Raw genomic sequence first — 23,544 nt, 5'->3', positions numbered from 1 at the left:
CGAGCGGCCTCGTCTCCGGCTGGTTGAACCCGTCGCGGCCGTTCATCCTGCGGCCGGTGGCCACCACGCTTGTCATGGCGACCATCCTGATCGTCGGCATGATCGCATACTTGTTCCTGCCGCTCTCGGCTTTGCCCGAGGTCGACTATCCGACGATCCAGGTTCAGACCTTCTATCCCGGCGCCAGCCCGGAGGTGATGACGACATCGGTCACGGCACCGCTGGAGCGCCAGTTCGGCCAGATGCCTGGGCTGGAGCAGATGTCGTCGGGCTCTTCCGCCGGCGCCTCGGTCATCACGCTGCGCTTCAGCCTCGACCTCAGCCTCGACATCGCCGAGCAGGAGGTGCAGGCGGCGATCAACGCGTCGGGCAATCTTCTGCCCGCCGACCTGCCGGCGCCGCCGATCTACGCCAAGGTCAACCCGGCCGACGCGCCGATCCTGACGCTGGCGATCACCTCGAAGACGCTGCCGCTGACGCAAGTCGAGAACTATGCCGAGACCCGGCTGGCGCAGAAGATCTCGCAGCTTCCCGGCGTCGGCCTGGTCAGCATCTCCGGCGGCGAGCGGCCGGCCGTTCGCGTGCAGGTCAAGCTCAAGGCGCTGGCCGCCATGGGCCTCAACATCGACGATCTGCGCACCACCATCGGCACGCTCAACGTCAACACGCCGAAGGGCAGCTTCGACGGGCCGGCGCGCTCCTACACCATCAACGCCAACGACCAGGTCGCCGATCCCAAGACCTATGCCGACATGGTGATCGCCTATCGCAACGGCGCGCCGGTGCGGCTGGGCGAGGTGGCCGACATTATCGAAGGCCCCGAGAATTCCAGGCTGGGCGCCTGGGAAAACCGCACGCCGGCAATCATCCTCAACATCCAGCGCCAGCCGGGCGCCAATGTCATCCGCGTCGTCGACGGCGTGAAGGCGCTGCTGCCGCAATTGCGCGCCGGCCTGCCGGCGGCGCTCAGCGTCGAGCCGCTGACCGACCGCACCACCACCATCCGCGCCTCGGTCGACGACGTCCAGTTCGAGCTGGCGATGGCGGCGCTGCTGGTCGTCCTCGTCACCTTCCTGTTCCTGCGCAACATCCCGGCGACGATCATCCCCAGCCTGTCGGTGCCGCTCTCCTTGGTCGGCACTTTCGCGGTGATGTATCTGTGGGGCTTCAGTCTCGACAATCTGTCCTTGATGGCGCTCACCATCGCGTCCGGGTTCGTCATCGACGACGCCATCGTCATGATCGAGAACATCTCGCGCTTCATCGAGCATGGCGACGATCCGGTGACCGCCGCGCTCGAAGGCTCGGCCCAGATCGGCTTCACCATCATCTCGCTCACCGTCTCGCTGATCGCGGTGCTGATCCCGCTTCTGTTCATGGGCGACGTCGTCGGCCGCCTGTTCCACGAATTCGCCATCACTCTAGCCATCGCCATCGTCATTTCGGCCATCGTCTCGCTGACCTTGGTGCCGATGCTCTGCGCCAGGCTGTTGAAGCCGCCGGCCGAGCGCAGGCCGGGCGCGCTGTCACGCTGGAGCGAGGGCGCCTTCCACGCGGTCGCCAATGGCTATGGCGCTGCGCTGCGCTGGGTGCTCGACCGCCAGGCGCTGACATTGCTGGTGGCGGTCGCAACGCTGGCGCTCACCGTCTATCTCTACATCGCCATCCCGAAGGGCTTCTTTCCCGTGCAGGACACCGGCGCCATCTCGGCCATCACCGAAGCGGCGGGTTCGGCTTCCTATGCCGACATGGCGGCGCACCAGCAGGCGCTGGCCGACGCGATCCTGAAGGATCCCGATGTCGCCAGCCTGTCGTCCTTCATCGGCGTCGACGGCCAGAACATGACCGCCAACAGCGGCCACATGCTGATCAATCTGAAACCGCGCGACGAGCGCACTGACGACGCCAGCGCCATCATCCGCCGGCTGACGCAGGAGACGGCCCAAGTCACCGGAATAGCGCTGCACATGCAGCCGGTGCAGGACCTGACGGTCGATTCCACGATCAGCGCTTCGCAATACCAGTATGTGCTGCAGGATTCCGATCCGGTCGAGCTGGCGGCATGGACGACCAAGCTGACCGACAGGCTCACGGCGCTTCCGGAACTCGCCGATGTCGCCAGCGACAGCCAGCAGAGTGGGCTTGCCGTCGACGTCACCATCGACCGCGCCACGGCGGCGCGCTTCGGCATCACGCCGGCAACGGTCGACAATGCGCTTTACGACGCCTTCGGCCAGCGCATCATCTCCACCATCTTCACCCAGTCGAACGAATACCGCGTCATCCTCGAAGCCGATCCATCGGTCGGCCAGACGCCGGCCTCGCTGGGCTCGATCTATTTGCCGTCCTCGGGCGCCGGCCAGGTGCCGCTGTCGGCGATCGCCAGCATCAATGTCCGGCAGGCGCCGCTGCTGGTGAACCACCTGGCGCAATTCCCGGCCGCGACCATTTCGTTCAACCTTGCCCCCGGCGTCTCGCTCGGTGATGCCACCGCGGCGATCACCGCCGCCGAGAAGGACATGCAGCCGCCCGCCGGCCTGACGACCGGCTTCCAGGGCGCCGCCCTTGCGCTGCAGAGCTCGCTGTCCAACGAATTGCTTCTGGTGCTGGCGGCGGTCGCCACTGTCTATGTCGTGCTCGGCGTGCTCTACGAAAGCTTCATCCATCCGCTGACCATTCTGTCCACGCTGCCCTCGGCGACCGTCGGCGCGCTGGTCGCGCTGATGCTCGCTGGCCATGACCTCGATGTCATCGGCATCATCGGCATCGTGCTGCTCGTCGGCATCGTCAAGAAGAACGCCATCATGATGATCGACTTCGCGCTGCAGGCAGAGCGGCTGCAGGGGCTCGATCCGCGCGAGGCGATCTACGAGGCGTGCCTGCTCAGGCTCCGTCCGATCCTGATGACGACGTTCGCCGCGCTCTTCGGCGCGCTGCCGCTTCTGGTCGGCGGCCTGGCCGGCTCGGAATTGCACCAGCCGCTCGGCATCACCATCGTCGGCGGCCTGATCGTCAGCCAGGTGCTGACGCTGTTCACCACGCCGGTCATCTATCTTGCCTTCGACCGGCTGACGCGGCGCGGCTCCGGCGTCGTCGAAGCCTCCGCCGGCGGGTCCGCGCCGTGAACCTCTCGGCCCCGTTCATCGCGCGGCCGGTCGCCACGACGCTGCTCGCGATCGGCCTCGCCGCCGCCGGCCTGATCGCCTATTTCAATTTGCCCGTGGCACCTTTGCCCAAGGTCGATTTCCCCACCATCTCGGTGCAGGCCTCGATGGCGGGCGCCAGCCCCGACACGATGGCGACCGATGTCGCGGCGCCGCTGGAGCGCCATCTCGGCCAGATCGCCGGCGTCTCCGAGATGACCTCGCGCTCCGGCACCGGCTCGACCAATGTCGTGCTGCAATTCGACCTCGACCGCGACATCAACGGCGCCGCGCGCGACGTCCAGGCCGCCATCAACGCCGCGCGCGCCGACCTGCCGTCGGACCTGCGCAGCAACCCGACCTATCGCAAATACAATCCCGCCGACTCGCCCGTGATGATCCTGGCGCTGACCTCGCGCACGTTGACGCCCGGCCAGCTCTACGATGCCGCCGCGACCGTGCTGCAGCAGCGCCTGTCGCAGGTCGAGGGCATCGGCAATGTCGACCTCGGCGGCTCGTCGCTGCCGGCAGTGCGCGTCGAGCTCAATCCCGGCGCGCTGTTCGACTACGGTATCGGCCTGGAGGATGTGCGCGCAGCCCTTGCCTCGGCCAATGCGCGCAGCCCGAAAGGTTTCGAGGAAGACGGCGCGCTGCGCTACCAGCTCTACACCAACGACCAGGCGAGCCATGCCGCCGATTTTCGCGATCTGGTGATTGCCTGGCGCAACGATGCGGCGGTCAGGCTGCGCGACATCGCCGATGTCGAGGATTCCGTTGAGGACGTGCGCAATCTCGGCCTCGCCAATGGCGAGCCGGCGGTGCTTCTGGTGCTCTACCGCGAGCCCAACGCCAACATCATCGAGACCGTCGACCGCGTCCGCGCCCTGATCCCGACGCTGCAGGCCTCGGTGCCGGCCGACGCGCGGCTCGGCATCGCGACCGACGGCTCGACCACCATTCGCGGTTCGCTGCACGACACCGAGCTGACGCTGGTGCTGGCGGTGCTGTTGGTTATCCTCGTGGTGTTCTGCTTCCTGCGCGACTGGCGCGCGGCGCTGATCCCGAGCGTTGCGCTGGTGGTCTCGATCCTCGGCACTTTCGGCGCCATGTACCTGCTCGGCTTCACGCTCGACAATCTGTCGCTGATGGCGCTCACGATCGCCACCGGCTTTGTCGTCGACGATGCCATCGTGGTGCTGGAAAACATCACGCGCCACATCGAGGACGGCATGCCGCGCGGCAGGGCGGCGCTGGTCGGCGCCAGGGAAGTCGGCTTCACGGTGCTGTCGATGAGCGCCTCGCTGGTCGCCGTCTTCCTTCCGATCCTCCTGATGGGCGGCATACTCGGCCGCCTGTTCCAGGAATTCGCCCTGACGCTGTCGCTCTCGATCGCGATTTCGCTCGTCCTGTCGCTGACGGTGACGCCGATGATGTGCGCGCATTTCCTGCGTCCGGGCGCGACCCCGTCGACCGGACGCTCGATCCTTGCCCGCTTCGGCGAAGGCGTCTTCGAACGCGTCCGCGCCTTCTATGGCCGCTCGCTGGCCTGGTCGCTCGACAATTCGGAAATCATGCTGGTGGTGCTTCTCGCGGCCATCGTCTTCAACGTCTATCTCTATACGGTGGTGCCGAAGGGCTTCTTCCCGCAGCAGGACACCGGCGAGCTGATGGGCGGCCTGCGCGCCGACCAGGCTATCTCCTTCCAGCTGATGCGCCAGAAATTCGAGCGGCTGGAATCGATCCTCAAGAGCGACCCGGCGGTCGAGAACGTGGTCGGCTATATCGGCGGCCGGCAGACCAATTCCGGCTTCGTCCAGGTCGCGCTGAAGCCGAAGGGCGAGCGGGCGCCGCTGCAAATGGTGCTGACCCGGCTGCGCGCGCAACTCGGGCAGTTGCCCGGCGCGGAGCTCTTCCTCAATCCGCGCCAGGAGATCAGGGTTGGCGGCCGGCAGAGCCTTGCGACCTACCAGTACACGCTGCAGGCCGACACCACCGCTGATCTCGACGAATGGACGCCGAAGCTGGTCGATCTCCTCAAGCAGTCGCCGGAGCTCACCGACGTCAACTCCGACCGCGACGAGGCCGGGCTCGAAACCAACATCACGGTCGATCGCGAGAGCGCTGCGCGTCTCGGCCTGACCCCGGCCAGCATCGACGCCACGCTCTACGACGCCTTCGGCCAGCGCCAGGTGTCGACCATCTTCAACGCCCGCAACCAGTACCATGTCGTCATGGAGGTGGCGCCGCGCTATCTGCAGGATCCGAGCGCGCTGAACGGCATCTATGTCAGCACCTCGGGCGCTGCGGCCAGCGGCACGCAACAGACCAACGCGCTTGCCGGCAGCCTGACGGGCTCGCTGCGGAACCAGGCTACCAACGCCATCGCCGTCACCGGCCATGGCAGCGCCTCGAGCGGCGCGGCGGTCAGCACCTCCGCCGAAAAAATGGTGCCGTTGGCCGCCTTCAGCACCTATGGACCGGCGACCATGCCTTTATCGGTCAACCACCAGGGCCATTTCGTCGCCACGACCATTTCGTTCAATCTCGCCGACGGCGCGACGCTCGGCGACGCCTCGGCCGCGATCGACCGCGCCATGGCCGAGCTGAAGATGCCGGTCACGATCCATGGCTCACTGGCCGGCACAGCGCTCGCCTTCCGCGCCAACCTGCTCAACGAATTGCTTTTGATCGCAGCCGCACTTGCCACGATCTATGTCGTGCTCGGCGTGCTCTATGAAAGTTATGTCCACCCGATCACCATCCTGTCGACGCTTCCTTCGGCCGGCATCGGCGCGCTCTTGGCGCTCATCGTCACCGGCATGGAGTTCGACGTGATCTCGCTGATCGGCATCATCCTGTTGATCGGCATCGTCAAGAAGAACGCCATCATGATGATCGACATGGCCTTGCAGGCAGAGCGGCTGGAAGGGCTCTCGTCCCGCGACGCCATCCACAAGGCCAGCGTCCAGCGCTTCCGGCCGATCATGATGACGACCTTCGCGGCGCTGCTCGGCGCGCTGCCGCTGGCGATCGAGACCGGCACGGGCGCGGAACTGCGCCAGCCGCTCGGCGCGGCGATCGTTGGCGGCCTCATCGTCTCGCAGTTGCTGACACTCTACACGACGCCGGTCGTCTATCTCTATCTCGACCGTCTCAGCGCGAGGAAGCCATCGCTGCGACTCGCTCCGGCGGAGTGATCCCGATCACTCGCCGGTGATGCGCCGGTGCACGCGACCGAGGCTCTCCGCGAAGGCCTCGAACGTGCCCCGCTCGGTCAGTTCGCGCAGCACCTGCTCGTTGATGCCGCCGCGCGTCGCATAGTCCTGCGCAAGATGCATGAAATCTTCGTCCGGCGCCGTATCCGGCGCGTTGGCCAGCGCCTTGTAGATGCTGGTGATGTAGTCGCGGGCCTTCTCGCCCGGCACACCCTGGCCGCGCACCCAGGTGTGGATCGTGTCGAGATATTTGAAATAGCTGGCATAGGTCGCGGTGACGACGCTCAACGCATCGAACTCGCTTTGGTCCTCGACTTCGATCACGCCGCCCAGCCGGCCGAAGAACGCCGCCATGATCGGGTCCGGCGGACAGACGATCGTCGCGCCCTGCAGGCTGGCGATCATCGGCATCGGCAGGGCCTTGCCGACATGCGCAGCCGGCGCCACCAGCGCGGCGATCTCCTCGCGCGATATCGTGGCGATCAGGCTGACGACATGATGGTCCGGCCGGAACCGCAGTTCCTTCAGCACCTCGTGCGCGATCTGCGGCCGCACCACAAGCATGACGGTGTCGCACTGGTCGAGCACGGCCTGGTTGTCGGCGGCGATGCGCACGTCCGGAAAGCGCCGGGCAAGCTCCGCGGCGATCTCTTCGTTGCGCGGCGAAACCGCCACCGAGGTCGTCTCCCCCGGCAGCGATTTCAGCCCGGTGACGATGGCCGAGCTCAACGCGCCCGTGCCGACAAAGCCAAGTCTCATGGAAGTTTTCGTCCTGTTTCGGATTGCCGCCGACAATAGCGACGGTTCCGTTGCCGGCAAGGGGAGGCGACGTTCCGGCCATGCCCGCGGCCGGACCGCGCCTTGAAGATGGGCCTGGGCTGTTACCCGCGATTAAGGCCGGACTGATACATTCCGCCGCGTTCGATCGGGGAATGTGGCCGTGAGCCAGCGCGCGTTCATCACTCTGCTCATTCTGATGGCGGTGCTCGTGGCACTGTCGGCGACATCGTTCCCGGGCGCCCTGATCGGCTTCCTCTTCGGCATCGCCATTGCCTTCTTCGTCGCCGGGCCGGTCATGCTGATCGGCAAGGTGCTCGATAATAACGGCATTACGATATCCGGTCAGACAGCCCTGTGGGTGCTCGCCGGCTTTTATGCGCTGCTCGTTCTCGCCGCGGCATTCCAGATCTGGCGCCGGCTTCAGCGTCAGGAACCCGATCAGGCGCGATCCGCGGGGCTGCGGCTGGGGCTGCTCGTCGCACTCCCCGCGATGGCGTGGCTGTCGGTGAACGCGATGAAGGACGCCTGGCCTTGAGGCTGCCGCAACTGCGGCAACCTCATTGACGGGCTCGGCTCACCGCTTCGGTCCAAAGCCCGGATAGGGGTTGAGCGGCACAACGGCCGCGATGTCCATCATGCCGGCCTCGATCAGCGGCAGCGTGGCAAGGTGGCCGCGCACTTCGGCGTCGTCCGCCGCCTCGAACATGATGCCGGTGCCGGGAATGTCGCCGCGGTTCCAGATCTGGCGCACGGCGCCTTGCGCGTAGAGCGTCTTGCGTTGCTCGGATTCGGGCGGCAGCAGCGGCGCGAAATCGGCGTCGCTGAACTTTTCGGTGTTGCGGGTGAGCAGGGCAAAGAACTGCATGGCGGTCTCCTTTGTGGCAAGTTGATGCCGGCAGGTATCGCGCTGGCTGGCCAGACTGTCCAAGACTGATTAGGCTATAGTTGAGACTGAAAAGGTCTTGACCGTTGAAGGCGAAAAAATGCTCGACCTGCGCCAGATCAGATACTTCGTCGCCGTCGCCGAGGCTGGCAATGTCGGCCGCGCCGCCGCGCAATTGCACATCTCGCAGTCGCCCTTGAGCCGGCAGATCATCCAGCTCGAGGAGCAGCTCGGCGTCGCCTTGTTCGAGCGCGCGAAGCAGCGCGTCCATCTCAACGCCGAGGGCAGGGCCTTCCTTGCCGAGGCCCGCGCCTTGCTTGCCAATGCGGCGCGGCTGGAAGAGCTCGGCCGCAACCTCGCCAGCGGCGCGACCGGCAGCCTCGCCATCGGCTATGTCGAGGGCGCGGTGCATTCCGGGCTGGTCGCCGCGATGCTGCGGGATTTTCGCAGAGAGCGGCCGGATTTCCATCTGCAATTGCGCAGCCGGCGGACAGCGGCGCAGTTCGAGGATCTGCGCCAGCGCGCGCTCGACCTCGGCTTCGTCTATTCGCCAGCGCCGGAAGGCGACCCCGATCTTGCAAGCATGCTGGTGCGGCGCGAGCCGCTGGTGCTGGCAATGCCGGAGGGTGATCCGCTCGCCGATGTCGCCGACATCCAACCTAGCCAGCTCGACGGCCGCGTCTGGATCACTGTCGTGCGCCAGCCTGGCGACACCAACCGCGCGCAGTTCCTGGCGGCTTGCGCCGAATCCGGCTTCATGCCCGATATCGCCTATGAGACGGCCGATCCCTTGACCTCGCTCGGCCTGGTCAGCGCCGGCCTCGGCCTCGCCACGGTCCAGCAAAGCCTGCGAAGCGCGACACCCCCGGGCGTCGTCTTCCGCGACCTGCCGTGGTTCAAACGCAGCGTTTCGATCCACCTCGCCTGGCGGCGGAATGACCGGCGGGCGGTGATTGGGGATTTGAGGAGGGCAGTAGGCAGTAGGCAGTAGGCATGCTTGCCTATTGCCTATTCCCTACTGCCTACATCTTGTCTATCAACGACCGCACGCCTTCCGTCGGCGCGTCGACCGACGATCCGGCCACCATGATGGCGGCGACGATCGCCTCCGGGTCGTCGACGACCAGCGGTTTTACCCGCTGCGCGGTGTGGATGAAGCCTTCGGCCGCCATGTGCTCGATCAGCGCCAGCATAGGGTCCCAGAAACCCTTGACGTTGGCAAAGACGATCGGCTTGCGGTGATGGCCGAGTTGCGCCCAGGTCATGATCTCGACGATCTCCTCCACCGTGCCTATGCCACCGGGCAGCGCCACAAAGGCGTCGGATTTCTCGAACATGCTGTGCTTGCGCTCGTGCATGTTGTCGGTGATCAAGAGTTCGTCGAGCTTGTCGAGCGCGGTCTCGGTCGCCTCCTTGTTGATCAGGAAGCGCGGGATGATGCCGGTGACCTTGCCGCCGGCCTTGAGCGCGCCGTCGGCGACAGCGCCCATGATGCCCTTGGTGCCGCCGCCATAGATGAGGCGCAACCCGGATTTGGCAAGCGAGCGGCCGAGCGTGTGGCCGGCCTTGATATAGGCCTCGTCGCGGCCCGGAGACGAGCCGCAATAGACGCAGACGGATCGAATCGTGTTCATGGCGATGATTGGTGATGGGGACGGTTGGCCGGGTCAAGCCCGCGGACGGGCTTTTTCTTGTCGGACTCGGGAAAACAGGCTAGACCGGGCGTTAGGTGGCTAAGGGGGCAATACGGAATTATGGCTATCAATCCTTCTAAGGCGTTTTTGTTCGCGGCGGGCGGCGTTGTCGCCGTCGCGGCGGTCGCCTACGGCTCGGGCGCGCTCGACCCTTATATCAACAACCAGAAGCCGGCGCAGGTCGCGACGCTGCCGCAGACCGCTGCGAAACCGGCTGAATCCTCGAGCACGAGCACAGAGGCGCGTGTGCCCCAGGCTCCTTCAAACACAATGGCTCCGGCGAACACGATGGCGCCCGCCAATAAGATTGCGCCGGCCAACAACGCCATGGCGTCGGCCGCCCAGGCGCCCGCCGCCGCCGGTCCGACGCTGCCGACCTTCGATGTCGTGCGCGTCGAGGGCAATGGCTCGATCGTCGTCGCCGGCAGCGCAGCGCCCAACGCCAAGGTCGAGATTTTGAATGAGGGCACGGTGCTCGGCTCGACCGATTCCGGTCCCGACGGCGCCTTCGCCATCGTGCTCGACGATCCGCTGAAGCCGGGCGACTATACGATCACCCTGCGCCAGACGGTTGGCGGCACGACCGTCGCCTCGGCCCAGACCGCCGTCGTCTCAGTGCCGCAGAGCCCGACCGGCCAGGTGCTGGCCATGGTCGAGGAGCCGGGCAAGGCCTCGCAGTTGATCACCGTTCCTGAGGCCGAGACCAAGCCGGCGGCGCCGGCCGCTAGCGATCAGGCGGCGGCGCCCACGGAGCAGGCTCCGGCACCGACCGCGTCCAGCACGGCGCCGACCGCGCCCGCCGCCACCGACCAGGCTCCGGCGACCGCGCCGGCTGTGGCCGCCGCGGCGGAGCCCAAGATCGCCGTCGAAGCGGTCGAGATCGACGGCAGCAAGATCTTCGTCGCCGGCACGGCCGATCCCGGCCGCAAGGTGCGCGCCTATGCCGACGCCATCCTGCTCGGCGACGCCAAGACTTCGGCCGACGGGCATTTCCTGATCGAAGCGACGCGCGACATTCCGGTCGGCAGCTACACCATCCATGTCGATGGCCTGGACAATGATGGCGTCAAGGTCGTCGCCCGCGCTGCCGTCCCGTTCGAGCGCGAGCCCGGCGAGTCGGTCGCCGCCGTCGCCCCAAGCGAGACAAAGCCGGCGCAGGCCAAGCCGGCCGAGACCAAGACCGCCGAAACCACGACCGAGACAGCAACGGCCGAAGCGGCCAAGCCCGCCCCGGCCGCCGGGGCTGCTGCCAAGGTTGCCGAGGCGGCGCCCTCGACCGACGTGCCCGAAACGGTCGCGCCGAAGCTCGAACATGCCGACGGCTCCGTCATCATCCGCCGCAACGACACGCTCTGGCGCATCTCGCGCCGCGTCTACGGCCATGGCACTCGCTTCTCGACGATCTATCTGGCCAACAAGGACCAGATCCGCGATCCCGATCGCATCTGGCCGGGCCAGGTGTTCAAGGTGCCCTCGACTTCGAAGGAAGGCGAGGCCGCCGACATGAAGGCCATGGGCGAGCAGATGACAGCCACGCCGGCGAAGACGGAGTAGGCGATTAGCTGATCTCCCTCCTTGCGGGGGATGCCCGGCAGGGCAGAGGGGGGTGCTGTCCCGCCAGCACCTCAAATCTACCCATCCGTCCAGCTTGCCCCATTCCCCTTCATCGTCTATCGCCGATGGACGATGGCCGAATCCTCCGAAATCCGCTGCAGCGACAGCCACGCCATGGCGCTCCGCCTGGCAGCGCTCTCGCATCCGGCGCGCATCGAGATCCTGAAGCGCCTTTCGGCCAGCCGCTGCTGCTCGTGCCGTGAGGTGGTCGACCATCTCGACCTCGCACAGTCGACCGTCTCGCAGCATCTTAAGATCCTGGTCGAGGCCGGGCTCGTCAGTTTCGAGGCCGACCGCCAGCGCTCGCGCTATGCCGTCGACCACGCCGCGCTTGAGGGCGTCTCGGCCTCGCTCACCCGACTCGTCAACTTCTGCTGCCCCAGCGGTTTACCCAAAAGGCAAGACTAGTGGCCGAAAAGACCGTATCCGCCGAAGCCGGCACCCTCACCACGCTACGTAATCTGTGGCCCTATATGTGGCCGGCCGAACGCGCCGATCTCCGAGCCCGCGTCACCTGGGCGACGCTGCTTCTGGTCGTCGCCAAGCTGACGCTGGTCGCCGGCCCCTATTTCTTCAAATGGGCGACCGACGCGCTGGCCCACGCCTCGAAGACGCCGCCGCCGCTGCCGTCCTTTTTGCTGGCGCCGGTGGCGCTGGTCATTGCCTACAACGTCCTGCGCCTGATCCAGCTCGGCTTCAACCAGCTGCGCGACGCGCTCTTTGCCCGGGTCGGCCAGTATGCGGTGCGCCAGCTCGCCTTCCGCACCTTCGTCCACATGCACCAGCTGTCGCTGCGCTTCCATCTCGAGCGCCGCACCGGCGGCCTGTCGCGCATCATCGAGCGCGGCACCAAGGGCATCGAGACGATCGTGCGCTTCATCATGCTGAACACGGCGCCGACGATCCTCGAATTCGCGCTGACCGCCGGCATCTTCGCCTTCACCTACGGCTGGAAATATGTGGCCGTGGTGGCGCTCACCGTCAGCCTCTATGTCTGGTTCACCGTCAAGGCCAGCGACTGGCGCATCTCGATCCGCCGCGACATGAACGACAGCGACACCGACGCCAACACCAAGGCGATCGACTCGCTTCTTAACTTCGAGACGGTCAAATATTTCACCAATGAACGCATGGAGGCCGAGCGTTTCGACCGCTCGATGGCGCGCTACGAGATCGCCGCGACGAAAACCTGGACATCGCTCGGCTGGCTGAACTTCGGCCAGGGCGTCATCTTCGGTCTGGGTACCGTCATCGTCATGTGCATGTCGGCGCTGGAGGTGCAGGCCGGCAGGCAGACGGTCGGCGATTTCGTCTTCATCAACGCCATGCTGATCCAGCTTTCGGTGCCGCTCAACTTCATCGGCTTCATCTACCGCGAGATCCGGCAAGGGTTGACCGACATCGAGCACATGTTCGACCTGCTCGACGTGCCGCAGGAGATCGTCGACAAGCCGGATGCGAAGCCTTTGAAGGTCGGCCCCGGCAAGGTCGAGTTCCGCGACGTGCATTTCTCCTATGATCCCAACCGCAAGATCCTGAAGGGCGTCTCCTTCGAGGTTCCGGCCGGCAAGACGGTGGCGATCGTCGGCCCGTCCGGGGCCGGCAAGTCGACCATTTCCAGGCTCCTATTCCGCTTCTACGACGTGCAGGGCGGCCAGGTGCTGATCGACGGCCAGGACATCCGCGACGTCACGCAGGAGAGCCTGCGCGCCGTGCTCGGCATGGTGCCGCAGGACACTGTGCTCTTCAACGACACCATCGCCTACAACATCCGCTACGGTCGCGTCGGCGCCAGCGAGGAGGAAGTGCGCAAGGCGGCCGAGCTCGCCCAGATCGGGCCGTTCATCGACAAGCTGCCCGAAGGCTACCGCGCGATGGTCGGCGAGCGTGGGCTTAAACTGTCGGGCGGCGAGAAGCAGCGCGTCGCGATCGCCCGCACCATCCTCAAGGCGCCGCTGATCCTGATGCTGGACGAGGCGACCTCGGCGCTGGACAGTCACACCGAGCAGGAAATCCAGGCAGCGTTGGACCAGGTCAGCAAGGGCCGCACCACCATCGTCATTGCCCACCGGCTGTCGACGGTGGTCTCGGCCGACGAGATCATCGTGCTCAAGGACGGCCAGATCGCCGAGCGCGGCACCCATGCGGCGCTGCTGGCCAAGCACGGCCTCTACGCCTCGATGTGGGACCGCCAGCGCGAAGCGACCGAAGCCGAGGAGCGCCTGCGCATCGCCCGCGAGAGCGACGAGCTTGGGGTGATTGTGCGCAGGAGGACTTCGGAGGTTGGCTGAGGCCTCTTCCTTCTCCTGCAGGGTGAGAAGGAAGAGCCAAATTCCCCTTGACCTCAACTTACCTTGACCTTGCAAACCGTCTCCGAGCCTCCTGCCAAGCAACCCTTCCAAACGGAGATGGATCGAAATGAGCACCAGAAATCACCGCACCGGTAGCGTGTTCCGGGTCGACAAATTCGTCGTGCCGGCGGAGGCACGCGCGGAAATCCTCGGCAAGGTCTTCATGACGCACGAACTGCTGCGCCAGCAGGATGGCTTCGTGCAGGATTTCCTGCTCGAACAGTTCTCCGGCCCCGGCGAGTTCAACATCGTCACCATGGTCGAGTGGGAAAGCCAGGATGCCGTCGACAAGGTGGTGCCGATCGTCAGGGCCGCGCATGAACGCATCGCCTTCAGCGCGCAGGAAACCATCGCGCGCCTCGGCGTCAAGGCCGACATCGCCAACTACCAGCGCGTACCGGAGCTGTAAGGCCATCCGGCTCCGGACACGGAGACAGCGGCGCTCAGCACCTGACCGGTGCGGGCGTCGCTGACCATATGCTCGAAGCCCCGCCATTCGGCGGCGGTGATGAACAGCGTCCTGCCGTCGGCGCCGCCCAGCATGCAGGCAAAGCAGCCGCGATCGGTCGCGATCCCGTCGAGCTTCACGCCGCCCTCGCGCACACGCACGCAGTGCCGGTTGGGCACATCAGCGTACCAGACACAGCCTTCCGCATCGATGCAAATGCCGTCGGGATAATCGTTCCCGAGGCGCGCCCAGACGCGGCGGTTGAAAAGGCCGCCATCGGTGGCGATGTCGAAGGCGGTCAATCGGTTAGCGTGGGATTCGGCGACGATCAGTGTCTTGTTGTCCGGCGTCACCGCCATGCCGTTGGCGAAGGCGATGTCCTCGGCGACCTGCCGCACGCTGCCGTCCGCTGCGACCAGCACGATCGTGCCCGGCCCGAAATGCTCGCCCGGCGCCGGCGCCGGACCGCCTCCATTGACGTAGCCGCGCCCGTCGACGACGATTTCGTTCCAGGGGTTCTTCGACAGATGTCTGAGATCGGCATGGGTGACGAGCGTCCCGTCTGCTTCCTGCCTGAGCAGCAGGCCTTCCCGGCCCGAGACGATAAGCAGCCGGCCATCCGGCAACCAGTCGATCGAATAGGGCAGGATGGCCGGCACGGTGAGCATGACTTCGCTCTGGCTATCCTCGTCGACAGCGACGATCTCGCCGGTGCCCCAGTTGCAGAGCCAGAGCCGGCCATCATGCCAGCGCGGCGACTCGCCGAAGGCGAGGCCTGTTGTGACGATCTTGGCACTCATTGCAGGCGATTTCGGCGAAGGCATTGCGGGCTCCTTGGGTGTCCTCTCGCCAAGGACGCGTGGCGGAGCCGAGTTCCGACAGCAGGAGCAAAAGTCAGGTTTGCGCGCCGGCGCTGCCGTCCAGGCTTGTCCTCCCTCCATTGTTGCGTTGCGGGGAGGGGGGCTTTCCGCTATTGAGGCGCAACCTGAAACAGGGACCGTCCCAAGCCCTATGACGCTTCTCGACTCGGTCAAGAATACGTTCGTTCCCATCCATCGCGAAGGCTATCCCTTTATCGCCGCCTTCGCCGCGGCGACGCTGTTTCTCGGCTATTTCTCCTCGATCCTGTTCTGGATCGGGCTGATCCTCACCGCCTGGTGCGTCTATTTCTACCGCGATCCCGAGCGCGTCACGCCGGTCGACGACCGGCTGGTGGTGAGCCCGGCCGATGGCGTGATTTCGGCGGTCGGGCCCGCCGTGCCGCCGAGCGAGCTTGGCCTCGGCTCCGGCGAAATGACCCGCATTTCGGTGTTCATGAACGTGTTTTCCTGCCACATCAACCGCGCCCCGGTGCGCGGCCGGATCACGCGCATCGAGCACAAGCCCGGGAAATTCCTCAATGCCGAGCTCGACAAGGCAAGCGCCGAGAACGAGCGCAACGGCCTGGTCATCGACAGCCCGAACGGCACGATCGCCGCCGTCCAGATCGCCGGCCTTGTGGCGCGCCGCATCGTCTGCTGGGCCGAGACCGGCGGTACGATCGCGATCGGCGAGCGTTTCGGCCTGATCCGCTTCGGCTCGCGCGTCGACGTCTTCCTGCCGTCGGGCGCCGTGCCGCGCGTCGCGGTCGGCCAGACGGCGGTCGGCGGCGAGACCGTGCTTGCCGAATTCGGCGGCACCGCGGTCACGCCCTTGGTCAGGATTTCCTGAGCGTTGGGCGCGCCGTTCAAGAAATTCGAGGCGCATGCCAGCGGCGGTCCGCGCATCCGCGAGATCCCGATGCGCATGGTGCTGCCCAACCTGGTCACGGTGCTCGCCATCTGCGCCGGCCTTTCCGGCATCCGCTTCGCCTTCGAGAACCGCTTCGAGATCGCGGTGGTCATGGTGCTGCTTGCCGCCTTCCTCGACGGTATCGACGGGCGGCTGGCGCGCATGCTGAAGGCGACCTCGAAATTCGGCGCGCAGATGGATTCGCTGGCCGACATCGTCAATTTCGGCGTGGCGCCGGCGCTGGTGCTCTACGCCTTCCTGCTCGATCGCGCCGGCTCGCCCGGGTGGATCGCAGCACTTCTCTTCACCATCGCCTGCGGCATGCGGCTTGCCCGTTTCAACGTGCTGGCCGACGACACCGACCAGCCGGCATGGCAGACCGAATATTTCGTCGGCGTGCCGGCCCCGGCGGGTGCTGTGCTGGTCATGCTGCCGCTCTATCTTTATTTCCTGCGGCTTGGGCTGGAGCCCACCCGGCCGGCCGCCTTCATCGCCTCGGGCTTTACCGTATTGGTGGCGTTCCTGCTGGTCAGCCGCCTGCCGGTCTATTCGGGCAAGAGCGTCAAGATACCCGGCGATCGGGTGCTGCCGGTGATCCTCGGCGTCGTGCTCTACATCCTCTTGTTGATGGCCTATCCCTGGTACACGCTGACGGCTTCCGTCGCCGGCTATCTGCTTTTCCTGCCACTCTCGGTGCGCGCCTATTCGAAGCGGGCCATGCGCGAAGGCGAGAAGGTGCCGCCGTCGGATATCGGGTAGCTGGTAATCTTCCCCCTTGAGGGGGAGATCAGGCAGCGGCGCTCAGCCCCAGCCGGTCGATCGCCAGCTTGCGCGCCGATATGTAATCCGTCTTGCCCGAACCCAGCACCGGGATCTCGTCCACCTTGATGATGTCGTTCGGCACCATCAGCTCGGCCGCGCCGGCCTTCTTGCCGAACTGACGCAACTCCTCGGCGCTGGCGTCGTCGGCCGTGGTCACCAGCACAATGCGTTCGCCGCGCCTTTTGTCCGGCACGGCCACCGCCGCGTGGCGCTCTTCCGGCCATAGCGACTGCACCAGCATCTCGACGGCGCCCAGCGACACCATCTCGCCGGCGATCTTGGCGAAGCGTTTGGCTCGGCCACGAATGGCGATGAAACCCTCGCGGTCGATCGAGACGATGTCGCCGGTGTCGTGCCAGCCTTCCAGCGGCTGCAATTCGCCCGGCCTGTCGGCGGTCATGTAGCCCATCATCATGTTCGGCCCGTCGAGCCACAGCCGGCCGCCTTCGGCGATGCCGTCGACCGGCTCCAGCTTCATGCGGATCGCCGGCAGCGGCCGCCCGACCGTGCCGTCGCGGCCGTGGATGGCGGTGTTCACCGCCACCACGGGTGCGGCCTCCGTCAGCCCGAAACCTTCGACGATCGAGGCCTGGAAACGGTCGCGATAGGTGCGCCGCGTCTCCGGCTTCACCGCTTCGGCGCCGGCCACGACGAAGCGCAGGCTGGAGAAGTCGCCGTCCTTGGCGGTTCGGGCATAGTTGGCGAGGAAAGTGTCGGTGCCGAACATCACGGTCGGCTTCACCTTGCGGGCGATCTCGGGGATGATCTTGTAGTGCAGCGGCGAGGGGTAGAGGAACAGCTTTACGCCCAGGACCAGCGGCAGGATGGTGCCGCCGGTCAACCCGAAGGAATGGAACGCCGGCAGCACGTTGAGCAGGATGTCGGCCGGCGAGACGGAGACGCGTGCCTCGGCCTGCATGACATTGGCAAGCAGGTTGCGGTTCGACAGCACCACCGCCTTCGGCGTGCCTTCCGAGCCGGAGGTGAACAGGATCACAGCTGGTTTGCCCGCCTGCTGCCGCTGCAGCGGGAAGCGCCACAAAAGCGCGGCCGCGACCTTGTCCAGGGCCGTCACGCCGGCGCGCACATCCTCCAGCCACAGCATCTTGGCGCCGCCCGCTTCGACCGCGGCGACGATGTCGTCGATGGCGGCCTTTTCGATGAAGGGGCGGGATGAGACCACGGTGCGGATCACCGCGGTGCGGACCGCCGCGGTCACGCTCGCCGGACCGGCGGTGTAGTTGATCATCGCCGCGACGCGGCCCGCTGAGATCAGGCCGACGAAGGTGAGCACCACGCCATTGGCGTTGGGTAGGAGCACGCCGACCGCTTCGCCGGGCGCCGTCACCACCTCGAAATGGCGGCCGAGGACGCGCGCGCCGATGAACAGCTTGCGATAGCTGAGCGAGCCGGAAATCACGTCCTCGATGATCGGATGCGAGGGGCCGACGCGATCGGCGGCATCGCGCATGGCAAGGAACAGCCCGCGGTCGAGATTGGTACCGTAGAGCCGCGCTTCGGCGAAACGGTCGAACAGCGCGTTGGTGTTGGAGGCCATGTCCGGGTTGCGCGCCACCAGCTCGGCGATGGTCATCGGCTCCAGCACGCTCACCGAAAGCCGCGGGAACCAGTGGCGCGGCGCTTTCTCCTTCGGCGTCAGCGACACCGGCAGGTCGCGCGTGCCGGCGACGAAGATCGGCACGATGCGTGCGTCGGCCTGCATGGCGATGCGGGTGATGGCGCGAAACAGCCGGAAGGATTTGACGTCCGGCTCGACATCGTCGGGCAGGTAGACGGCGAGCCGCCCCTTGCCCTTCAGCACGCGCACCAGCCGCCGGCTGACGAAGACATGCTCGGCGTTGAAGGCGATGGTGCGGGCAAGCTCGCGCCAAGGCTCCAGCCAGGGCGAGCCTGCCGAGGCTTCGTCCAGGATATGCAGCGTGTCGTCGGGAAGCAGCGACAGCATCAGCGCCGGCTCGATGCGCGACTGGTGCGAGACCACATAGATCACCGGCGTCTTCGCGCTGCGGGCAATGCGGATGCGGTTGTCGGCGACGCGATAGGCGAGCTTGAACGGCACATAGAGCAGCGCCTGGGTGAAGCGCAGATCGAGCCGGAACCGTTCGATCACCGCGATCAGCAGCCAGGCAAGGACAAGGCCCGCCAGCAGCGCCAGGGTCAGGATCATGCCGCTCTCTCCCAGTCTCCTCGGCGCGGCTCTTGAGCGGCCGCTTCGGTGGCAGAGGGTAGCGGAAGTGGGGGCAAGGTCAATGCGGACTGAAGCAGTGCCTCCATCTCCACTTGAAAGGCTCTGACACATGTCGTAAATAAAATGACACGTGACGGAGAGGTAGAGATGGCCAGTTTCCCGACGGGGTTTGCCGAAGCACCACACATGGAGCCGGAGTTCGAACGGCTGATCGACCTGTTCGGCGGGCCGAAGGTTCTTGGATCCTCGGTATCCAGCCCGCTCGAGGCGCATGAAATGATCCTGCATGGAATTCCAAGCCAGGCTCTGGAAAGCCTCGTCAGGCAACTGACCGTCATCGAAGCAGATGCCTTCGAGGCGGCATTCGGCATGAGCGAGCGGACATTTCAGCGGCACAAATCGGATCACTCCCGGACGCTCAATCGGGAGCAAGGTTCAAGAACCTGGAATTTCGCCAGGGTTCTCACCAAGGCCACGTCTGTTTTCGGAAACCAGGAAGCGGCCGAGAAATGGATGATTGAGCCCGCCATGGGGTTGGACAACAGGCGACCGATCGATCTCTTGGCCACAGCGGCGGGTACCATACTTGTGCAGGAATTTCTCGAACGGCTCGACTACGGTGTCTACGCGTGACGCCTTTGCCAGGTTCTCTCGGAACGGGCGATGTCCTCGGCTGGAGACTTGATCACAAACGCTTCCAGGCAAGCTCGGACAGCGGCGAGGGAGCCTTCAAACTCGGGGGAAGGTGGAACAGCAAAGGCGTCAGGGCCGTATATGCGTCCGTTGACCCTTCGACCGCCATTCTCGAGATGGCGGTCCACAAGGGATTTCGCACGCTCGATACAGTCCGCCACGTGCTGACGGCATTCGAGATCGCCGATCCTTCGAAAATTCATGTGGTGGAAATCGGCGATATTCCAAACGCAAACTGGCTTCGGCCAGGCATTCCAAGCGCAGGGCAGCAACAGTTTGGCGACGGTCTCTTAGCGGAGCACCCCTTATTTCTGATTCCGAGCGCCGTGTCCCAGCATAGCTGGAACCTGGTGTTCGATCCCGGCCGCGCGAGCGGCCTCTACAAGCCGCGCCTGCAGGAGGATTTCGCGCTGGATACCAGGCTTCATCCTCCCGCGAGATAGCGTACCGTGCAGACAGGCGGCGGAGCGAAACACCCTATACTGCCTTCAGCCTCCCGCTGATGAACCGGAACTCCTGGCTCTTGCCGCCATAGCCATAGGCCGCCGCCGGCACCTCATGCACGAAGGCATAGCTTTCCTCATGCACACCGCCAAGCAGCCGGCCGAAAGCCTCGAAGATCGCCTTCAGATAGGCTTCGAGCTCGAGCTTGGTGTTGGTGCCGTCGACGACCTTGATGTCCAGCCAGAACGTGTTGGCGCCGTGCTCGGCCAGCGACTTGCCGCCGGCGAACCAGTGCTGCGGGTCGATGTAGTTGACCGCGACCGCGGTGATCGTCGGATCCTTGCGCAACTCCCTGGCGGTGATGTCGGTGGCCTCCTTGGCGATTGCCGCGGACAGCTTGGCGTCGGGCTTGCCGGTGATGCTGATGTTGATGATCGGCATGTCTTCTCTCCTTCGGTTTCGCGCGTCGCGCCTTCGATGGGAGAGATATGGGCGTATCCATTCGTCAATAAAATCGAATTGTTTTTGATAATTACTTCGATATTGTCGAAGTATGGAAACGCTCGATCCCGATCTTCTGAAAACCTTCCTCGCTTTCGTCGACGGCGGCTCGCTGGCCAGGGCCGCGTCCACTGTCGGGCGCACGCCGTCGGCGGTGACCGCGCAGATGCAGCGGCTCGAAGAGATCGTCGGCGAGCCGCTGCTCACCCCGCAGGGCAGGGGACGCGGGCTGACCCCGGCCGGCGAGGACCTCGTCGGCCATGCGCGGCGCATCCTTGCCGTACACACCGAGGCCTGGCTGGCGCTGAAGGGCGCGCGCGCCGGCGGCCGCATCGCCATCGGCACGACGCAGGATTTCGCCGATCAGGGCCTGCCGGACCTGCTCAGGGCCTTCGCCGTCAGCCATCCGCGCGTCAGGATCGAGCTGCGCGTCGGCCGCTCGCTGGAACTCGGATCGGCGCTGCAGGCGGGCCAGTTGGACCTCGCGATCACGATGCGCCATGCCCCGTCGCCGGATGAAACGGCCGTGATCAGCGAGCCGATGCTGTGGCTCTGCTCGGAAAAAGGCCTAGCAGCGCGGCCCGAAGCGGTGCCGCTGGCGCTGCTCGATCCCTATTGCGGCTTTCGCGAAGCCGCGCTCAATGCGCTCGACGCGGCCGGCCGCCGTTATCGCATCGCCGCCGGCAGCGCCAGCCTTGCCGGCCTGCGCAGCGCGGTCAATGCCGGCATCGCGCTGACGCCGCGCACCCGGCGTTTCGCCCATTCCGGCATCGTCGAGGCATCCGCCGATCTCGACCTCCCGCCGCTGCCGATGGCCGATTTCGCCATCCGGCTCGGCCGCGAGGCTCCTCGCCCGGCGCGGGATTTGGCGCAGCTTCTCGGCGACGGCCTGGCTTTGGCCTGAATGGAAACCGTGCCGCCATGTCCCGGGAGTTCCCCGAAGCAAACAATTCCCAAAGAAAAAGCCGACCTTTTTGCGGGTCGGCTTCTAGTCGGACGGGTCGAGGGGTTTGGGGGGACTTGGGGGGTGACCCGTCGAACCAACAATGCCTGACTCGGATGATGGTTCCATGACTGCGAAAATAATTTACGATCGCGCCGATTTCGCCTTCAACCAGTCGCGGCCGGCATGCGCGAAGACCGCGCAAAGCACGATAGCGCCGCCGATGATGCTGGCCATCGGCGGGATTTCGCCGAGGAACAGCAGGGCAAAAAAGATGGCGAACGGCACCTCGGCCGAGCCCAGCAGCCCGGCTTCCGCCGACGGGATGAGCCGCGACCCTTCCGTCCACAGGATCGAAGCCAGCGCGAAAGAGCAGCCGAAAGTGGCGAGCAGCGCCATGTCGCGGGTGGACACGGCCAGCGGATCGGTGACGAACCAGCCGAGCACGAAAAGCAGGACGGCCGAGACAGCACCCGCCCAGACGACCGGCGAATCGCGAAAAGCGCGCACCATGATCATGTAAAGCGCGCTGCCGGCGGTCATCAAAAGCGCCAGCCCATCCCCGAACAGATGCCCGTTGCCGAGGCCGGCGCCCACCATGATGGCGACGCCGCAAAGCGACACCGCCGCCGCCAGCATCGTCTGCAGCCGGAATTTCTCCCGCACCAACAGGAAAGCGAGCAGCGCCGCGATGAAGGGCGAGGTCGCGTAGATGACGGCGACATTGGCGACATAGGTGAATTTGAAGGCCGAGATGAAGGCGATGCTGGCCGCTGCCCCTTCGACTGCCAGCAGCCAGCCGCGCCAGCCGAGTTTCAGGCTTTCGCGCCTGCCTGAGCGGCGCCGGCGCCACAGCACGTAGAAGCTGATCAGGATCGAGCCGAAAAAACCGCGCCAGCAGGTAATGGTGAGCGGATCGGCATGGATCGACTTGGTCAGCACGCCGGTCAGCGCGAAGGCGATCGCCGAGGCCGACACCAGGATGATGCCGAGCGTGCGCTCGGCGGCGGCCACGTCGGCGGCAGGCGCAAGCTTTTCCGGCATGTCGAGCGTGTCGGTCATGGCGCCGGCTTACCCCATTGCTCCTGACAGCCTTCTGTCATCAGGCCTGCTCCCGTTTGCGGAAACGCTCGTTGCCGACGATGAGCAGGCCGGCGCCGATGATCAGCGCCGCGCCCATGAACACTTCCGTGCGCGGCAGGTCGCCCCAGATGGCGTAGCCCAGCGCGAAGGCCCAGACCAGCGATGTGTACTCGAACGGCGCCACGATCGACACCGGCGCGCGCTTCATGCCTTCGAACAGCATGTATTGCGCTACGCCGCCGAGCGCGCCGACGCTGATGAGCAAAAGGAACTGCGTTCCGTCCGGCATATGCCACCAGATCAGCGCCGGCACGGTCGAAAAGAGCAGGAAATAGAAATTGTTGAGCACGAGCTGGATCATGGTGCGCTCCTGCATGGCGGTCTTGCGCAGCAGCACGACGGCGATCCCCCAAAGGACGGCCGCCGCCAGCACCAGGAGCACCGGCAGCGAGAGGCCGAGCCGGGTTGGATCGCAGGCGATGAAGACGCCGACGAAACCGATGAACACCGCCAGCCAGCGCAGCAGCGGCACCGTCTCGCCCAGGATCAGCACCGACAGCACGGTGACGATGATCGGTGCTGCGTAATAGATGGTGGTGAGCTCGGCGAGCTGCAGCGAGCGCGCGGCGTTGTAATAGCAAAGCCAGGCGGCCAGCGTGAAGGCGCTGCGCACCAGCATCGGCTTGACGATCGGCGAGTCGATCGTTTCGGCGAACAGCCGCCTGCCGCCGATCGCGCCGCAGGCGACGAGCACGGTGATCGAGCGGACGAACATGATCTGCCAGACCGTCATGCCGACGACCAGGAGCTTGATCGAGGCATCCTGCGCCGAAAACAGGAAATAGGCGGCGGCCGTGAACAGGATCCCGGCCAGCACCCTTTCGCGGCTTTCGAGGACGACGATATCGGCCATGCGGTTTCAGCGTGGTTGCGTGGAAAGCGGTTCCGCAC

21 protein-coding genes are annotated in these 23,544 nt (G+C 65.7%); 13 read left to right on the top strand and 8 right to left on the bottom strand.

The window, feature by feature from the left end; all coding sequences use genetic code 11:
- Positions 1–23: 23 nt before the first annotated feature.
- The gene (locus FJ417_RS13020; protein ID WP_140783782.1) at positions 24–3,125 is read left to right on the top strand and encodes a multidrug efflux RND transporter permease subunit; all 3,102 of its coding nucleotides are present in this window, start codon (positions 24–26) and stop codon (positions 3,123–3,125) included.
- Complete coding sequence (locus FJ417_RS13015) at positions 3,122–6,340, top strand: efflux RND transporter permease subunit (protein WP_140783722.1); 3,219 nt, start codon at positions 3,122–3,124, stop codon at positions 6,338–6,340. The genes FJ417_RS13020 and FJ417_RS13015 overlap by 4 nt, the downstream gene beginning before the upstream one ends.
- A 6-nt stretch (positions 6,341–6,346) precedes the next feature.
- Here FJ417_RS13015 and FJ417_RS13010 read toward each other — a convergent pair whose 3' ends face one another.
- A complete protein-coding gene (locus FJ417_RS13010; protein ID WP_140783721.1) occupies positions 6,347–7,117 on the bottom strand; it encodes a pyrroline-5-carboxylate reductase in 771 nt (256 codons plus the stop codon).
- Between the two features lie 181 nt (positions 7,118–7,298).
- Here FJ417_RS13010 and FJ417_RS13005 point away from each other — a divergent pair, with 181 nt between their 5' ends.
- Positions 7,299–7,673, top strand: coding sequence for a hypothetical protein (locus FJ417_RS13005; RefSeq protein ID WP_140783720.1), 375 nt, complete (start codon positions 7,299–7,301; stop codon positions 7,671–7,673).
- 39 nt (positions 7,674–7,712) lie between these two features.
- On the opposite strand, the gene FJ417_RS13000 is transcribed toward FJ417_RS13005, so the two are convergent.
- Positions 7,713–8,003 carry a muconolactone Delta-isomerase family protein gene (locus tag FJ417_RS13000; RefSeq protein ID WP_140703091.1) on the bottom strand — a complete coding sequence of 97 codons (291 nt, stop codon included), beginning with the start codon at positions 8,001–8,003 and terminating at the stop codon, positions 7,713–7,715.
- Positions 8,004–8,121: 118 nt separating this feature from the next.
- On the opposite strand from FJ417_RS13000, the gene FJ417_RS12995 reads away from it, so the two are divergent.
- The gene (locus tag FJ417_RS12995; RefSeq protein WP_140783719.1) at positions 8,122–9,012 is read left to right on the top strand and encodes a LysR family transcriptional regulator; all 891 of its coding nucleotides are present in this window, start codon (positions 8,122–8,124) and stop codon (positions 9,010–9,012) included.
- A gap of 31 nt (positions 9,013–9,043) precedes the next feature.
- Here FJ417_RS12995 and FJ417_RS12990 read toward each other — a convergent pair whose 3' ends face one another.
- Positions 9,044–9,655 (bottom strand): TIGR00730 family Rossman fold protein, encoded by a 612-nt coding sequence (locus FJ417_RS12990; RefSeq protein WP_140644448.1) that lies wholly within the window; start codon positions 9,653–9,655, stop codon positions 9,044–9,046.
- A 120-nt stretch (positions 9,656–9,775) separates the two neighbouring features.
- Between FJ417_RS12990 and FJ417_RS12985 the strand changes: the two genes are divergently transcribed.
- The 4 genes from FJ417_RS12985 to FJ417_RS12970 all read left to right on the top strand — a co-directional run bounded on the left by FJ417_RS12985 (position 9,776) and on the right by FJ417_RS12970 (position 14,089).
- Positions 9,776–11,269: a LysM peptidoglycan-binding domain-containing protein gene (locus FJ417_RS12985; protein ID WP_140783718.1), complete on the top strand. Its 1,494-nt coding sequence runs from the start codon at positions 9,776–9,778 to the stop codon at positions 11,267–11,269.
- A 132-nt stretch (positions 11,270–11,401) separates the two neighbouring features.
- Positions 11,402–11,737 carry a metalloregulator ArsR/SmtB family transcription factor gene (locus tag FJ417_RS12980; RefSeq protein WP_140703111.1) on the top strand — a complete coding sequence of 112 codons (336 nt, stop codon included), beginning with the start codon at positions 11,402–11,404 and terminating at the stop codon, positions 11,735–11,737.
- Positions 11,737–13,620 (top strand): ABC transporter ATP-binding protein/permease, encoded by a 1,884-nt coding sequence (locus FJ417_RS12975; RefSeq protein ID WP_140783717.1) that lies wholly within the window; start codon positions 11,737–11,739, stop codon positions 13,618–13,620. The genes FJ417_RS12980 and FJ417_RS12975 overlap by 1 nt, the downstream gene beginning before the upstream one ends.
- 127 nt (positions 13,621–13,747) lie before the next feature.
- Positions 13,748–14,089, top strand: a complete 342-nt coding sequence (locus FJ417_RS12970) for an antibiotic biosynthesis monooxygenase (RefSeq protein ID WP_140644452.1) — start codon at positions 13,748–13,750, stop codon at positions 14,087–14,089.
- Here the strand turns inward: FJ417_RS12970 and FJ417_RS12965 are convergent.
- Positions 14,065–14,928, bottom strand: a complete 864-nt coding sequence (locus FJ417_RS12965; protein WP_140783781.1) for an SMP-30/gluconolactonase/LRE family protein — start codon at positions 14,926–14,928, stop codon at positions 14,065–14,067. The two genes, FJ417_RS12970 and FJ417_RS12965, sit on opposite strands and share 25 nt — an antisense overlap.
- On the opposite strand from FJ417_RS12965, the gene FJ417_RS12960 reads away from it, so the two are divergent.
- Positions 14,840–15,838, top strand: a complete 999-nt coding sequence (locus FJ417_RS12960; protein ID WP_281405921.1) for a phosphatidylserine decarboxylase — start codon at positions 14,840–14,842, stop codon at positions 15,836–15,838. The genes FJ417_RS12965 and FJ417_RS12960 overlap by 89 nt on opposite strands.
- A 75-nt stretch (positions 15,839–15,913) precedes the next feature.
- Positions 15,914–16,657, top strand: coding sequence for a phosphatidylcholine/phosphatidylserine synthase (locus tag FJ417_RS12955; RefSeq protein ID WP_246687450.1), 744 nt, complete (start codon positions 15,914–15,916; stop codon positions 16,655–16,657).
- A gap of 28 nt (positions 16,658–16,685) precedes the next feature.
- On the opposite strand, the gene FJ417_RS12950 is transcribed toward FJ417_RS12955, so the two are convergent.
- Complete coding sequence (locus FJ417_RS12950; RefSeq protein WP_140783714.1) at positions 16,686–18,908, bottom strand: AMP-binding protein; 2,223 nt, start codon at positions 18,906–18,908, stop codon at positions 16,686–16,688.
- A gap of 168 nt (positions 18,909–19,076) precedes the next feature.
- Here FJ417_RS12950 and FJ417_RS12945 point away from each other — a divergent pair, with 168 nt between their 5' ends.
- Together FJ417_RS12945 and FJ417_RS12940 are read left to right on the top strand one after the other, a co-directional pair.
- Positions 19,077–19,562, top strand: a complete 486-nt coding sequence (locus FJ417_RS12945) for an antitoxin Xre/MbcA/ParS toxin-binding domain-containing protein (protein WP_140783713.1) — start codon at positions 19,077–19,079, stop codon at positions 19,560–19,562.
- Entirely contained in the window at positions 19,559–20,065 is a 507-nt protein-coding gene (locus FJ417_RS12940) for an RES domain-containing protein (RefSeq protein ID WP_140783712.1), read from the top strand. The genes FJ417_RS12945 and FJ417_RS12940 overlap by 4 nt, the downstream gene beginning before the upstream one ends.
- Before the next feature lie 34 nt (positions 20,066–20,099).
- Here FJ417_RS12940 and FJ417_RS12935 read toward each other — a convergent pair whose 3' ends face one another.
- Entirely contained in the window at positions 20,100–20,507 is a 408-nt protein-coding gene (locus FJ417_RS12935; RefSeq protein WP_140783711.1) for a 4-oxalocrotonate tautomerase family protein, read from the bottom strand.
- Positions 20,508–20,619: 112 nt separating this feature from the next.
- Here FJ417_RS12935 and FJ417_RS12930 point away from each other — a divergent pair, with 112 nt between their 5' ends.
- Positions 20,620–21,471, top strand: a complete 852-nt coding sequence (locus FJ417_RS12930) for a LysR substrate-binding domain-containing protein (protein ID WP_140783710.1) — start codon at positions 20,620–20,622, stop codon at positions 21,469–21,471.
- Positions 21,472–21,654: 183 nt separating this feature from the next.
- Here the strand turns inward: FJ417_RS12930 and FJ417_RS12925 are convergent, their stop codons facing one another.
- A complete protein-coding gene (locus FJ417_RS12925; RefSeq protein WP_246687446.1) occupies positions 21,655–22,572 on the bottom strand; it encodes a DMT family transporter in 918 nt (305 codons plus the stop codon).
- A 40-nt stretch (positions 22,573–22,612) separates the two neighbouring features.
- Positions 22,613–23,506 (bottom strand): DMT family transporter, encoded by an 894-nt coding sequence (locus FJ417_RS12920; protein WP_140783709.1) that lies wholly within the window; start codon positions 23,504–23,506, stop codon positions 22,613–22,615.
- Between the last annotated feature and the right edge of the window lie 38 nt (positions 23,507–23,544).

It is taken from the genome of Mesorhizobium sp. B3-1-7 (assembly GCF_006439385.1).
Lineage (GTDB): Bacteria > Pseudomonadota > Alphaproteobacteria > Rhizobiales > Rhizobiaceae > Mesorhizobium.
The sequence above is the reverse complement of the archived record's forward strand: the minus strand, read 5'-3'. Positions and strand labels throughout refer to the sequence as shown.